The following is a 13,556-nucleotide window of genomic DNA, read 5'->3' as shown; positions in this document are numbered from 1 at the left end:
CAGCATGGAGCGCCTTACCTAACCGATCCGGCACGGATTGGGAGCGGTCATGAATCGGGTTGTGATCTATGGTGGGACGGGCGGCATTGGCTTCGCGACGGCCCAGGCCCTGCGGAAGCGTGGCGTCCCGCTGCATCTGGCGGCACGTGATGCCGGGCGGCTCGAAGAGGCCGCTGCCAGTCTCGGCGATACCACCTTCACGGCCGGCGATGTCTTAGACCCCTCGCATTTCGCGGCCGTGACGCGAGAGGCTGGCGACACCCTGGCCGGGCTCGTCTACGCGGTCGGAACCATCAACCTTCGGCCCCTGGCGAGACTCACCGCGGACGACGCGGTGACGGATTTCAAGCTCAACGCACTCGGCGCCTTCCTTGCCCTGCAGGCTGCGGCGCCGGCGCTCAAGGCCGGTGCGGGCGAGACGGGAGCGGGTGTCGTCCTGTTCTCGACCGTGGCGGTGGCGCAGGGATTTCCAGCCCATGCCTCGGTCGCCATGGCCAAGGGCGCTGTGGAGGGGCTCGCTTTGTCGCTCGCCGCCGAATTGAGCCCTCAGATCCGGATCAATGTCGTCGCCCCCTCGCTGACTCGCACGCCGCTCGCCGCCGCGATTACCGGCAACGAGACACTGGCTTCGGGGATCGCCGCCATGCACGCCTTACAGCGACTTGGCACTCCCGACGATATCGGCGGACTCGCCGCTTTCCTCGTCTCCGCGGAGGCGGGCTGGATCACCGGGCAGATCATCGGTGCGGATGGTGGCCGCTCGGCGCTGCGCACGAAGGGGTGACCACTCCGCGCACTCTCCGCTTCGTCCTCGGAGATCAACTCCATCGGCGCATCTCTTCCCTCGTCGATCTCGATCCTAAGACCGATGTTGTTCTCATGGTGGAGGTGTGGGAGGAGGCGACCCATGTCCGCCATCACAAGCAGAAGATCGTCTTCCTGCTTTCCGCCATGCGCCATTTCGCGGCCGATCTGGAGGCGGACGGCATCACCGTCGATTACGTGCGCCTCGATGCGCCGGGGAATACAGGCTCGTTCACCGGCGAACTTGAGCGGGCGATTGCCCGGCACGCTCCCGACAGGATCGTCGTCACCGAGCCCAGCGAATGGCGCGTTTGGGATATGATGCAGGATTGGCGGAGTGCCCTGCCGGTGCCCGTCGAAATTCGCGACGATCATCGCTTCCTTTGCCCGCGCGCGGACTTCGCGACGTGGGCAGAAGGCCGTCACGCCTTGCGGATGGAGACGTTCTATCGGGGCATGAGGAAGCGTACCGGGTTCCTGATGAAGGACGGCGAGCCGGTGGGCGGGCAGTGGAACTTCGATCACGACAACCGCAAGGCGCTACCTCGTGGACATCGACCGCCGGAGCGCCCCGGATTCGAGCCCACCGCGATCACGTCCGAGGTCATCGCCCTGGTATCGGAGACGTTCGCCGACCATTTCGGCGATCTCGATGGATTCCGCTGGCCGGTGACGCGCCGCGACGCGATCATCGCCCTGAAGCACTTCCTGGACGAATGCCTACCGCATTTCGGCGACTACCAGGACGCGATGAAGACGGGAGCTCCGTTTCTCTATCACGCCCTTCTTGCCCCAGCGCTCAACGCTGGCCTGCTCACCGGGGGAGAGGTCTGTCGAGCCGCTGCCCGCGCCTACGACGAGGGACGTGCGCCGCTAAACTGTGTCGAGGGCTTCATCCGCCAGATCCTCGGATGGCGCGAATACGTCCGGGGTCTCTATTGGGCGCGGATGCCGGACTATGCCGAGACCAATGCGCTCGACGCCGAGCGCGACCTGCCGTGGTTCTACTGGTCCGGCGAGACGCGCATGAACTGCCTCGCGCAATGCGTTGCCGATACCCGTGCCCATGCCTATGCCCATCACATTCAGAGGCTGATGGTGACGGGCAACTTCGCCCTCCTCGCCGGGCTCGCCCCAGCGCAGGTTGAGGCATGGTATCTCGTCGTCTACGCCGATGCCTACGAATGGGTCGAGCTGCCGAACGTCCATGGCATGGCTCTGTGGGCCGATGGCGGGGTGATGGGCTCGAAGCCCTATGCGGCCTCCGGCGCCTACATCAACCGGATGTCGGATTACTGCACGGCCTGCGCCTACGACGTCTCGGCCAAAGCCGGCGAGGGCGCCTGTCCCTTCAACTATCTCTACTGGAACTTCCTGATCGAAAATGCGGATCGCCTGCAGGGGAACCCTCGGCTGGCGATGCCCTACCGCACCCTCGGCGGGATGAGCCCTTCGCGTCGGAGCGAGATTGCCGCCGATGCAGCCCGTTTCCTCGGCGGTCCCGAGATGCGCTCGGCTCCGGTCTGACATCACCAGGGCTGCCAGATGCCGAGCGTGAGATAGGGGCCTCCATCGCCTGAGGATTCCGTCTGGTAGCCGAGCGACGCCCTGAACCTGACGTCGCCGATGCGAAAGTCGGTGGCATGCACGCCGATACCGAATTTGGAATAGCCGGTCCCGTCCACGTAGAGGGCGACCTCGGGGCCGAGATAAGCACCCCAGATCTCGTGGCCCCAGGCGAGCCGGCCCCATGCGCTCTGCCGTGTCGAGCCAAGGATCGCGGTGACGGTGAGAAGGGTGGCATCCGTCGGGCGTGCCCAGACTTCTCCGTGCAGCCTGATGCCGTAGCGAAACGGCTGCACGACATTGCCGACGACGCTCCGCTCCAGCTCGATGCTTCCTTCAGGGCCGGCGAAGGCGGCTACGACACCCCAATCATGGAACCATTGGTATCCGGCGAGCACGGCTCCTATTGCTGTCTGGCGGGTGAGATTCGTGGTGATGCCCCGGATCGTCGGACCGCGCTCGGTTCTCGCTCCTCCGCCGCCACTCGCGAGAATGGCGAAACCGTCGCGGTCGGACCCATCGAACGTGATTTTCGTGCCCGCGGACATGAAGGCGGACGGACCGGCATCGAGACTGCCGAAGATCAGCGCCGACATCGAAGCGTCCTCCGCCCGTACCGGCCCGTTTTCCAGGACCAGAAAGACGGCCATGGAATACGCGAGTGCACGATGGCACGAGCGCCCGGATCTCATCGTCGCTGCACATGGCTCCCTCACGTGCCGCTGCTCTCCCCTGGTCAAACCGGGAGTTTATGAAGTCGATCATAAATTGCATCCATTGATGCAAAACAGGCTGTGAGTTGTGGCGTCGGCCGGACTTGGCGATCTGCGCTACAGACCGATTCAATGGGCCTGATGGGTGCAATTTATACTTGAGGTTTGAAGGCCGTCGGTTGCGTGATCTGAGGTGGGGATCGTGCTCGCCCGCGTGGGCCGAGGTTTTCGCCGATCGCGGACCGGCGATGCGTCGCCAGCAACATCCCTGATTCGGTTGGCGCCGGACGGGGACTAGGATAGAGCCCGCGGCAGGACCGTCGCCAAAGGCCGAGTTGTCTTGTCACCAGCTGCACGAACGTCCGAAGTTCTCACAGTGCTCGCGGCACAGGAGACGGATCGGCTGACGATCGGCGACATCCTCGCGGTGCTGAAGGACCGTGCCTTCGCGCTGCTGATCGTCATCCTAGGTCTCCCCAACTGCCTGCCGATGCCGCCGCCGATTCCCCTCGTCTGCGGGCTGCTACTGCTGCTCGTGGCCGTTCAGATCACGGCGGGGATGTCGTCTCCGTGGCTTCCTCGCATGCTGCTGCGCCGCTCGATCGCACGGAGCGACGTGGAGCGGGCCGCCAAGCGCGCGGTGCCATTGCTGCGGCGCCTGGAGCGCTGGTCGCGCCCGCGGATGAGCCTGTTCGAGACTGGGCTCGGCATGCGGACGGTGGGGTTGATCCTGCTCACCCTGTCTTTGGCGCTGGTCGTGGCAGCGCCGCTGGTGGGTCAGATTCCGCTCGGGCTCGCGATCTGCCTCGTCGGCCTCGGTCTCGTGGAGCGCGACGGGCTCCTCGTCGTTCTCGGTCTCGGCGTTGGCGTGATCGGCGTGCTGCTCAATGCGGGCTTCGTCTACGCCATCGTCTCGGGCATCATGAGCCTGTTCGCCGCGTAGGATTTCAGCCTTCGAGGTGGCGCGGCCGGAACAGGCGCCAGACGACGCCGCCCCTCGGTCCGAACAGGAGCGAGAGGAGGTAGAGGCTGCCCGCCGCCAGCACGATCGCCGGACCCGTCGGCAGGTCGGCGCGGTAAGAGGCGGTGAGGCCGGCAAAACTCGACACCATCGCCACCAGCATGGCCATGGGAATCAGGCCTGACAGGTCGGCAGCCCAAAATCTTGCGGTAATCGCCGGAAGCAGCATCAGCCCGACAGCGAGCAGCGTCCCGAGGGCCTGGAACCCTCCGACGAGGTTCATCACCACAAGACCGAGGAACGCGTAATGGACCGGGCCGCCGGCCCGGCTCACCGTGCGCAGGAATAGCGGATCGACGCATTCCATGACGAGGGGCCGATAGAGCGCCGCCAGCGCGAACAACGTCACGGTGGCGATACCGCCCAGCAGCACCAACGCCGGGTCGTCGAGGGCCAGCACCGTCCCGAACAGGATATGCAGGAGGTCGATCTGCGAGCCGCGCAGCGAGACGAGCAGTACGCCGGCCGCCAGCGAGATCAGGTAGAAGGCGGCGAGGCTCGCATCCTCCTTGATCGACGTCGTGCGGGTCACGAAGCCCGCGAGCAGTGCGACCAGCAGGCCGGCGGCGAGACCGCCGATGGTCATGGCCGGAAGCGACAGGCCGGCGACGAGGAAGCCGATGGCGGCGCCCGGCAGAATGGCGTGGCTCATGGCGTCGCTCATCAGGCTCATGCGCCGCAGCATGAGGAAGACGCCCACGGGCGGTGCCGAGAGCGACAGGGCGAAACAGCCTGCGAGAGCCCGGCGCATGAAGCCGAACTCGATGAAGGGACCAAACAGAAGATCAATCACGCGGCGTGCCCGTGATCGTGGCGATGATCGTGATCATGAGGGTGGTCGTGACTGTGGGCATGCCCATGCCCATCGTCCGATCCCGGCGCTGCGTGGTGATGACCGTCGCCGCGTCCGCAGATGGCGGCATCCTCGTCCCAGGCCTCAGACAGGGCTTGGGCGCGGGCGAGGTTTTTTTCCGTCAGCACCATTCCGGTATCGCCCCAGGCCACCGGCTCGCGGGCGAGCAGCAGCGTCGTTGGAAAATACCCCATGACCTGATGCAGGTCATGGAGAGCGGCGACGATCGTGCGGCCTTCCTTGTGCCAAGCTCGGATCAGCGCGAGCAGGTCGGATGTGGTCCGGCCGTCGATGCCGGTGAACGGTTCGTCGAGAAGGATGATCCGGGCATCCTGCACGATCAGGCGGGCGAACAAGGCGCGCTGGAACTGGCCGCCCGACAGGGTTCCGATCAGTCGGTCCTCGAAGCCGAGGAGACCGACGGCCGAGAGGGCGAGGACCAGAGCCTGGCGATCGGGACGCGCACTGCGCCAGGCGCCGAGCCGGCGCCAGCGCCCCATCGCCACGAGGTCGAGGACGCTCAGGGGAAAGCTGCGGTCGATCTCCGCGGCCTGGGGCAGGTAGGCGATGCCATCGAGGTCGGGCCGATCGATTCGACCGTCGAGGCAGCGGATTTCGCCGATGATCCCCTTCAGCAGGGTCGATTTGCCGGCGCCGTTGGGACCGACGAGGGCAAGAAGAGCTCCGGCAGGGATGGTCCCGTCGAGGTGATGGACGGCGGGATGGCGGTCGTAGCCGAGAGTCAGACCGCGCAGGGCGATGGCACCGGGTTGAACGGGGGCATCCCCGATGAGGGCATCTGTCATCGTTATCCCATGGCCCAGAAGATCGCGCCCCAGAGCAGTCCAGACAGGATCGCGGCGATCAGCAGTCGCGCCGATGCGCCGGCCTGGAACAGGGAACGGCGGGGAGAGGGCTTGGTCTGGGGAGGACGCGTCACGGCGGTTCGGGTACCAGGAAGGGGCCGATTGCCCGAACGAGAGCGGCGAACTATCTCTGGCGCTGATACACTGTAACATCGCATGAGTTCAACGTGCCGGAACGCATCGACCGTCGATCAGAGGAGGATGGCGTGCACGACCATGGTGCCGTCCACGATCATGGGGCTTGCTGCGGCAGTGCCGCAGATGCCCTCGCGCGGGCGGAGCGCCTCTGTGCTGACCGCGATCTGCAATTCACGCGGCTGCGGCGCGACGTGCTCGAAGCCGTGGCGACCGAAGCCAAACCGCTCGGTGCCTACGACATCGCGGAACGGCTGAGCGGGCAAGGGCGCCGGGTTGCGGCCGTGTCTGTCTACCGGGCCCTCGACTTCCTCACCGAGAACGGCCTCGTCCACCGCATCGCCAGCCGCAATGCCTTCGTGTCGTGCGCCCACCAGCATGGAGAGGGGGCCGGGCTCGTCTTCCTCATCTGCCGCACCTGCGGCAGCATCGACGAGACGACCTCGCCTGAGGTGGATGACCAGCTCGACAGAACTCTGGCGAAGGCTGGTTTCAAGCCATCGAGCCGAATCCTCGAAGTGGAGGGCGAGTGCGGCGCCTGCCTCGGCCGGGAGCCGCACTCGTAACGACGAAGGTCAGGCTTTAGCAGGCGTTGCGATAGGCTCGCCGCGAGACGACCGTCTGAAACATGATCTGGATGTCGAGCCAGACCGACCAGTTGTCGATGTAGTGGAGGTCGTGGCTCACGCGCCGCTCCATATCGAGGTCGGTCAGGGTCTCGCCGCGCAGGCCGTTCACCTGGGCCCAGCCAGTGATGCCGGGCATCACATTGTGACGACGTGCATAGAGCGCGATCCGCCGCTCGAAGCTGCGATCGTGAGCAAGGGCATGGGGGCGTGGACCTACGAGTGACATCTCCCCCATGAGGACGTTGAGGAGCTGTGGCAACTCGTCGAGATTCGTCCGCCTGAGGATGGCGCCGATCTTGGTGATGCGCGAGTCGTTACGCGTCGCCTGACGGAACACGGCATTCTGCTCCGTCTTCATGCTGCGGAACTTGAAGACGCCGAATGCTTGCTGATTGAAGCCGTAGCGCCGTTGGCGGAAGAAGATCGGGCCGGGGCTGTCGAGCTTGATCAGCATGGCGATGGCTGCAAAGAGCGGCGCGAGCATCACCAGTGCGACGGCGGACAGAATCATGTCGAGGCCGCGCTTGAGGGTGATCTCGCTGAAATTGAGCGGCCGGCGGCCGATATTGATACCCGATAAACGACCGACCCGCGCGAGTGTGAGATCGGGAAATCGGTCCATCACGGAACCCGGTCGAAGGTGCAGGGCGGCCGGGACGCGCAGAAACGCATCGACGCAGCGCTCGATATCCGCGGCATCCGTCCAGGGAACCAAGATGAAGACATCGTCTGGACGCAGGAAGCGCACGACCGAGACCGCGAGGTCGAGATCTTCCGACATCTGCGCCTGGCGCACGGATGCATCTTCCCGCGTGTCGATGCGGCGGAGGTAGCTCGTGCCTACCACGCGTAGGCCCAGGGCCTCCGCGTCGTGGCTGGCGTAGAATCCGGCGATGTCTTCCTCGAAACCGACAAGGTGGACGCGATTGATCGACGACGAGCTCGGGCTGGTCGCCCTACGGACAAGGCCCACCATGGCGAGGCGGGACAGGTACAACACCGGGAGACCTGCGATGAAGAAGCCGATGGCCACCGCACGCGAGAAGTCGTTGGTGGTCTTGGTCGCGAAACCGACGACGAGAACGATACCCCAGGCGGCGAGCCAGAGGCTTGCCATGCGACGGCGTTGAGGGCCGCGGGTGAGCTGCGTCTCGATGCTGTATTCCTCTCGGACGAGGTTCGTCAGCAACACGAAGACCGCCACGAGGCCTGCCAGCTGGAAGCTCCCGGTCATGCCCGTGGCGAGCTGCTGGTCGAAGGCGAACTCGTAATAGATGACCTCGGTGAGATAGGCCGTCACGAAAATCGCCAGGAGGTCCGAGGTGGCCAATGCCGTGGATAGCCCAAGACGGAGTGCGCCTCGCCACCGTCGCGGTAGAACGGCTGCCCACGCGTCGCGTCGGGCGCCACGTGCGGCCGGCAGGCTCTGGTAGACTTCGGGAAGAGGTTGCTGGAACATCTGAGGCGCTATGTACCGAAGTGAGGCTGTGATTGTATCAGGGTGGGACAATGTCTCGCCCGACCGTCTCGATGCTTTGTAGGACTGCAAACCTCGGACCCGCCCACGGAGCGCGGACCTTCTGGTCATGTAAATGCGAGGTCCCCACCTCCACCGATCAATCGACGGAATGAATCGCTTGCGGGAGACCCGTGTAGGAATTCGTTAACCTATTAACGGCTGCGACCGTGCGATTGGGTTCAGAAGTTTTCGAGAAATTTGTTTCAGAGGTCACGATCCCGTCACTGGGGGGATCGAAAGCTTGGCATCGGGATCGCCGGGCCTGGCGGAGTCCGTTAGACAATGCGCGAAACTGCAGCCTCTGCCACGACAGAGGCGCGCGCATCGAAGCGACTCATGTCCGATTCTCCTCGCTTGGCTCCTGATTCGCAGATCTTGCCAACCTTGAAGGAGCCCGCACCGCTCTCAGGGGCGGCGCCGCCGGCCTTCGCCGTCCTCGGCGCCCTCAGCCTCTCGCATTTGCTCAACGACCTCATCCAATCGCTGCTGCCGGCGATCTACCCGCTCCTGAAATCGGGCTTCAAGCTCGATTTCGGGCAGATCGGACTGATCACCATGGTGTTTCAGGTCACCGCTTCCGTTCTTCAACCCATCGTTGGCTTGCAGACGGATCGCAGGCCGATGCCATTCTCGCTCGCTCTCGGCATGGCGTCGTCTCTCGTCGGCCTGCTGCTGCTCTCCGTGGCCTGGACTTACGGAATGCTGCTCCTCGCTGCGGGGCTCGTGGGACTCGGCTCGGCCGTCTTCCATCCCGAGGCCACCCGGATGGCGCGGCTGGCATCGGGCGGACGTTTCGGCCTCGCTCAATCGCTGTTTCAGGTTGGCGGCAATGCAGGGACTGCGTTCGGTCCGCTTCTGGCCGCCTTCATCGTCGTGCCGAAGGGGCAGTCCAGCGTCGCGTGGTTCTCACTTGCCGCGCTCGTGGGGATCGGCGTCCTCACCCTGGTGGGACGCTGGTATCGCGAGCGGCTGGCGGGAACGGCGCGGCTGGCGGCGCGGACGAAGACCCTCGCGCCTACCGATCTTTCGAAGACGAGGATCGTTGCCACCATCGCGGTCCTGCTGGCTCTGATTTTCTCCAAGTACTTCTATATGGCGAGTTTTTCGTCCTACTATACGTTCTATCTGATCCACCGTTTCGGGGTGCCGGTCGCCGAGAGCCAGATCTACCTGTTCGTCTTCCTCGGCGCGGCTGCTGCCGGCACGATCTTGGGTGGCCCGATCGGCGACCGGTTCGGTCGCAAGCCGGTGATCTGGGCCTCGATTCTCGGCGTGGTGCCGTTCACCCTCGCCTTGCCCCATGCCGACCTCGCCTGGACCGTGATCCTCACGGTGCCGATCGGCCTGATCCTCGCCTCTGCGATGCCGGCGATCCTAGTCTACGCGCAGGAACTCCTGCCCGGCCGCATCGGCCTCGTCGGGGGATTGTTCTTCGGATTTGCGTTCGGGATGGGCGGGCTCGGCGCGGCCATCTTCGGAGAACTTGCCGATCGAACCAGCATCGAGTTCGTCTACGGTCTCTGCGCGTATCTTCCCCTCATCGGCCTGATCGCGGCACTCCTGCCGCGGCTCGGCCGATGATGTGAGAGGCACCTCACCGCGCGATGTCACAGGATGAGGATACCGCCCGAGGAACAGGAACGGTCAGGCAACCGCTTCGGACGTCAACTCTGATTGAGGCTTGGCGACCGATTGGATCGTCTCGAACCCTTCGAATTGCGGATGACCGAGGTAGAGGGGTTTCGTCGCGGGTGCCCGGCTGTGCGCCTTGCGGAACTGCTCCGACCGGGTCCACGCCTCGAAGGCCGATTTGGAGGCCCAGACGGTATGCGATGCATACAATACGTAGTCGTCGTGCTCGGGACCACGCAAAAGCTGAAACTCGACGAAGCCTTCCATCTCGCCGAGATGGCTGTCGCGTCCGAGCCAAACCTGCTCGAACTCTGTCGTTGCGTCTCGAACGACTTTGAAACGGTTCATGGCGATGAACATAGAGACCCTTTTGATGGTGTTGGCTTGCGACCTCGGCAATATCTTAGTCCGCTTCGATCAGATTGAAAAATGATCGTAAATAACTCAATCTGTCCTATATAAATGATATTTTTCGTGTCAAAAATTTGTTAGACATAAGAATGGTTCCATTCCTCCGGCGCAACCCTCGAGCCGGGGTTTCACCGTTTGCAACGGCGAGTTTGCGCTCACTCTTGCCATCCCTGCCTAGTTTGTGGTCAAGCTGTTTTCGCGCATGCTGAATGCGTCGGTTTGGTCGCCTTTCTTCGGGTGGTTTCTGGGGTGCTATCCATCCTGGGGGTGGATTGTGTGAAGGCTTCGAACGCGCGTTCTTTTTGATTTTTAGCCTTGCCGAGTAAGCCGTGTCTAAGATGGCGAGCCGGGTGTGAAGATCGAAGTGGCTGTCGAATACCGTATTGAGCATTGAAACGAGTGATGATGCCTAAGCAAACCACCGATGTCGACCGCCTGGTTGGGCTGCGAATCACTGCCTTGCGCAAGGCACGTGGCCTTAGCCAGACTGCGCTCGGAACCGCCGTTGGCGTAACCTTCCAGCAGGTGCAGAAGTACGAAAAGGGACAGAACCGGGTCGGCGCAGGGCGTCTCCGCGAAATCGCCCGCCTCCTCGAAGTGCCCGTCTCAGCCTTTTTCGAAGAGGATGAGATGGGAGGCACACAGTCGGAAGTCTTCGGCTTTCTCACGGCTCAGGGCGCGATTGAGTTGCTTCAGGCTTATGCTCTGATCGATGACGACCAGCTGCGCCGCGATGTGTTGGCGATCGTGCGGACAGCCGCAAAGATGGGAAAACGAGCAGAGGTCGCCGTGGTCGCGTGACAGGTTTTCCGCTATCCGATGAGGTGGAAGAAACTACCCGACACAGAACCGCGTCTGTGGCCGGCCATCCCCAACTGTTTTCCCTCTGCGTCGGTCACCAGCGCGAGGGCGATGTCTTCACTCGGAGGTTCGGTCAGCTCGCTGGCATAGTGGAATTCGTGGCCGACGAGACGCGCCCCTGCGCGTCCGAGAATGCCACCGTCGATGAGCGTCGCCACCCGGTATCCGAGATGTAGCTTCCGCGCCTTGTACGATGTCGCGACAGGGAGCAGGCCCGCCATCGGATGTGTGATGCCCGCTGCGTCCTCCAGGCTGGTGCCCAGCACCATGTAGCCGCCGCATTCTCCGTGGATCGGCTTATGCTCGCCGAAGGCGCGCACACCATTCAGGAACTTGCTGGACGCCGCCAATTTTGCCGCGTGGAGTTCGGGATATCCTCCCGGTAGCCAGCAGGCGTCGCAGGTTTCCGATGGCGCCTCGTCGGCCAGCGGCGAGAAAGCGACGAGTTCGGCACCCGCGGCGCGCCAGCCGGCTTCCATATGCGGGTAGAGGAACGAGAACGCTTCATCCGTGGCGATGGCGACGCGCTGTCCCGGGGGAGGGGGCAGGACGAAGTCCGAGACCTCCGGAAGGTGGCCCGAAGCTGCGGCGAGGATGGCGTCGAGGTCGAGACTTGCCTCCGCAAGATCTGCGAGACGGTCGAGCCGTGCGGTCAGGTCGCCGGTTTCGCGGGCTTGGACCAGCCCGAGATGGCGCTCGGGCAGGGCAAGGGTCGCATCGCGCATCAGCACCCCGAGGACGGGAATGCCGACTTGCGCGAGACCTGCCTCTACGAGACGGCGATGGCGGGCACTGGCAACCTTGTTCAGCACGACGCCGGCGATGCGGATGCGGGCATCGTAGCGTGCAAAGCCGAGCGCCACGGCCGCGGCCGATTGGGCTGCTCCGGACACGTCCAGGACGAGAAGGACGGGCCAGCCGTAGCGTGCCGCGATGTCGGCATTGGCTCCCGTTCGACCCTCTCCCGCGACGATGCCGTCGAAGAGGCCCATGGAGCCTTCCGCAATCACGATGTCGGCATTGCGTCCGGCCATTGCTGCCACGGAATCGAGCATGGCATCGGGCATGGCGAAGCTGTCGAGGTTGACGCTGGGATAGCCCGTCGCTGCCTGATGGAAGGCCGGGTCGATATAGTCCGGCCCACATTTGGCGCCGCGCACCGCAAGACCGCGTCGGGCGAGGGCCCGCATCAGCGCCAGGGTCACGGTAGTCTTGCCGGAACTCGACCGTGGGGCGGCGACGAGGAGGCCCGGCGGATGCGGTCTTCCCGGCATCGTCATGCGCCGGCTTTCGAGATCGACGGCCCCGTTGGGCGGAAGCGCCTGTCGTAATCGGTCGAATAGAGTGCGCTCTCGCGAAACTCTTCGGCGGCAAGGGCGGGCCCGACGAAGATCAATGCCGTGCGCTCGAGCGCTGCGGCGCGCACATCCGCCGCGATGGTGGCGAGCGTGCCGGTGATGACGCGTTCATCCGGCCAGGTGACTCGGAACACCACGGCGGCGGCGCAATCCACTCCGTAGAATGGCACGAGCCCGGCGACCACATCCTCGATCACATGAATGGACAGGTGCAAGGCCAGCGTTGCGCCCGTGGCGGCGAAGGCAGCAAGGGTCTCGCGCTCCGGCATGGCGCTGGCCCGGCCGGAGGTACGGGTCAGGACCACCGACTGGGCGAGGCCGGGGACCGTGAGTTCGCGCCTGAGCACGGCAGCAGCGGCGGCGAAGGACGGCACGCCCGGCGTCACCGTGTAGGGAATGCCGATCCGATCGAGCCGCCGGGTCTGCTCGGCGAGCGCACTCCAGATCGAAAGGTCGCCGGAATGCAGCCGCGCCACATCCTGGCCGGCCTCGTGCGCGGCCACGATCTCATCCACGATCCCGTCGAGATCGAGCGGAGCGGTATCGACGATACGGGTGCCGGCCGGGCACCATGACAGGATTTCCGGCGCGACCAGCGAGCCGGCATAGAGGCAGACGGGGCAGCGCCCGATGAGGTCGCGTCCGCGTATCGTGATGAGGTCGGCGGCACCCGGGCCGGCGCCGATGAAGTGAACGGTCATGGCGTCTGAGTGGCGAAATGCGTGGAAAGCGCAAGGGCGCATGTTGCCGTCGGGCAAGAGATGCGCGGCAGGACGAGTGTTCCTTTCTCGCCCGCGGCGGCCAAGGCGGCCGCCTCGGCTACCGATCCGACCTGCCGGCTCGCTTCGATCCGCTGCGAGCGGGTCGGCACGCGGGAATCGACCGCGATCATCGCCGTGGCCGGGATGGCGGTGGGGACAAGTCCGAACGCGGCGGCGGCGTCGCGGATCGCCGGCTCGCCGGCGCGATCCGCGGCGGTGGCGATGACGGTGAGATCCTCCCGCGCATGGCCGCTTTCCGCCAGCGCCCGGAGAATCAGGGCGACGATGTCATCGGCCGCAGCGCCATGTCGAAAGCCGATCCCCGCTACGAGCGAGCGCCTATCCGGGTTTTGGCGATGGCCTGGCATCTCCCGTCCCCTTTCGGCGCGAATAGCAGGGCGTCGATTCCGTCGGGTGAAGCGAAGAA

Annotated in this window: 15 protein-coding genes; 6 read left to right on the top strand and 9 right to left on the bottom strand. The window is 64.6% G+C overall.

The window, feature by feature from the left end; translation table 11 throughout:
• The first annotated feature begins 49 nt into the window (after positions 1-49).
• Together A3OK_RS0114515 and A3OK_RS0114510 are read left to right on the top strand one after the other, a co-directional pair.
• On the top strand, positions 50-784 hold the full coding sequence (locus A3OK_RS0114515) for an SDR family oxidoreductase (RefSeq protein WP_019905613.1): 735 nt from the start codon (positions 50-52) through the stop codon (positions 782-784).
• Complete coding sequence (locus A3OK_RS0114510) at positions 781-2,331, top strand: cryptochrome/photolyase family protein (RefSeq protein WP_019905612.1); 1,551 nt, start codon at positions 781-783, stop codon at positions 2,329-2,331. The genes A3OK_RS0114515 and A3OK_RS0114510 overlap by 4 nt, the downstream gene beginning before the upstream one ends.
• 2 nt (positions 2,332-2,333) lie before the next feature.
• Here A3OK_RS0114510 and bcsS read toward each other — a convergent pair whose 3' ends face one another.
• On the bottom strand, positions 2,334-2,966 hold the full coding sequence (gene bcsS, locus A3OK_RS0114505; protein ID WP_019905611.1) for a cellulose biosynthesis protein BcsS: 633 nt from the start codon (positions 2,964-2,966) through the stop codon (positions 2,334-2,336).
• Positions 2,967-3,423: 457 nt separating this feature from the next.
• On the opposite strand from bcsS, the gene A3OK_RS0114500 reads away from it, so the two are divergent.
• Positions 3,424-4,026 carry an exopolysaccharide biosynthesis protein gene (locus A3OK_RS0114500; RefSeq protein ID WP_280791123.1) on the top strand — a complete coding sequence of 201 codons (603 nt, stop codon included), beginning with the start codon at positions 3,424-3,426 and terminating at the stop codon, positions 4,024-4,026.
• Positions 4,027-4,030: 4 nt separating this feature from the next.
• Here the strand turns inward: A3OK_RS0114500 and A3OK_RS0114495 are convergent, their stop codons facing one another.
• The 3 genes from A3OK_RS0114495 to A3OK_RS24740 are packed head-to-tail and all read right to left on the bottom strand — an operon-like array spanning position 4,031 to position 5,897.
• Positions 4,031-4,855: a metal ABC transporter permease gene (locus tag A3OK_RS0114495; protein ID WP_196805489.1), complete on the bottom strand. Its 825-nt coding sequence runs from the start codon at positions 4,853-4,855 to the stop codon at positions 4,031-4,033.
• 38 nt (positions 4,856-4,893) lie between these two features.
• Positions 4,894-5,763 (bottom strand): ABC transporter ATP-binding protein, encoded by an 870-nt coding sequence (locus A3OK_RS0114490; RefSeq protein ID WP_019905608.1) that lies wholly within the window; start codon positions 5,761-5,763, stop codon positions 4,894-4,896.
• Between the two features lie 2 nt (positions 5,764-5,765).
• A complete protein-coding gene (locus A3OK_RS24740; RefSeq protein WP_019905607.1) occupies positions 5,766-5,897 on the bottom strand; it encodes a hypothetical protein in 132 nt (43 codons plus the stop codon).
• 132 nt (positions 5,898-6,029) lie between these two features.
• Here A3OK_RS24740 and A3OK_RS0114480 point away from each other — a divergent pair, with 132 nt between their 5' ends.
• Positions 6,030-6,524: a Fur family transcriptional regulator gene (locus A3OK_RS0114480; RefSeq protein WP_036302865.1), complete on the top strand. Its 495-nt coding sequence runs from the start codon at positions 6,030-6,032 to the stop codon at positions 6,522-6,524.
• A gap of 16 nt (positions 6,525-6,540) precedes the next feature.
• Here the strand turns inward: A3OK_RS0114480 and A3OK_RS0114475 are convergent, their stop codons facing one another.
• The gene (locus A3OK_RS0114475; RefSeq protein ID WP_026597283.1) at positions 6,541-8,046 is read right to left on the bottom strand and encodes an exopolysaccharide biosynthesis polyprenyl glycosylphosphotransferase; all 1,506 of its coding nucleotides are present in this window, start codon (positions 8,044-8,046) and stop codon (positions 6,541-6,543) included.
• 435 nt (positions 8,047-8,481) lie between these two features.
• On the opposite strand from A3OK_RS0114475, the gene A3OK_RS0114470 reads away from it, so the two are divergent.
• A complete protein-coding gene (locus tag A3OK_RS0114470; protein WP_196805440.1) occupies positions 8,482-9,687 on the top strand; it encodes an MFS transporter in 1,206 nt (401 codons plus the stop codon).
• A gap of 63 nt (positions 9,688-9,750) precedes the next feature.
• Here the strand turns inward: A3OK_RS0114470 and A3OK_RS0114465 are convergent, their stop codons facing one another.
• A complete protein-coding gene (locus tag A3OK_RS0114465; protein ID WP_019905603.1) occupies positions 9,751-10,098 on the bottom strand; it encodes an antibiotic biosynthesis monooxygenase in 348 nt (115 codons plus the stop codon).
• A 453-nt stretch (positions 10,099-10,551) separates the two neighbouring features.
• Between A3OK_RS0114465 and A3OK_RS0114455 the strand changes: the two genes are divergently transcribed.
• Positions 10,552-10,950, top strand: coding sequence for a helix-turn-helix transcriptional regulator (locus tag A3OK_RS0114455; RefSeq protein WP_019905602.1), 399 nt, complete (start codon positions 10,552-10,554; stop codon positions 10,948-10,950).
• Between the two features lie 11 nt (positions 10,951-10,961).
• Here the strand turns inward: A3OK_RS0114455 and A3OK_RS0114450 are convergent, their stop codons facing one another.
• The 3 genes from A3OK_RS0114450 to A3OK_RS0114440 are packed head-to-tail and all read right to left on the bottom strand — an operon-like array spanning position 10,962 to position 13,497.
• Positions 10,962-12,290, bottom strand: coding sequence for a cobyrinate a,c-diamide synthase (locus A3OK_RS0114450; protein WP_019905601.1), 1,329 nt, complete (start codon positions 12,288-12,290; stop codon positions 10,962-10,964).
• On the bottom strand, positions 12,287-13,069 hold the full coding sequence (cobM, locus tag A3OK_RS0114445) for a precorrin-4 C(11)-methyltransferase (RefSeq protein ID WP_019905600.1): 783 nt from the start codon (positions 13,067-13,069) through the stop codon (positions 12,287-12,289). The genes A3OK_RS0114450 and cobM overlap by 4 nt, the downstream gene beginning before the upstream one ends.
• Positions 13,066-13,497 (bottom strand): cobalamin biosynthesis protein, encoded by a 432-nt coding sequence (locus A3OK_RS0114440; protein WP_019905599.1) that lies wholly within the window; start codon positions 13,495-13,497, stop codon positions 13,066-13,068. Before A3OK_RS0114440 ends, cobM begins: the two co-directional genes overlap by 4 nt.
• Positions 13,498-13,556 lie beyond the last annotated feature (59 nt).

Source organism: Methylobacterium sp. 77 (assembly GCF_000372825.1).
Classification (GTDB): Bacteria; Pseudomonadota; Alphaproteobacteria; order Rhizobiales; family Beijerinckiaceae; genus Methylobacterium.
Note: the sequence above shows the minus strand (reverse complement) of the source record. Positions and strands in the feature narration are given on the sequence as shown.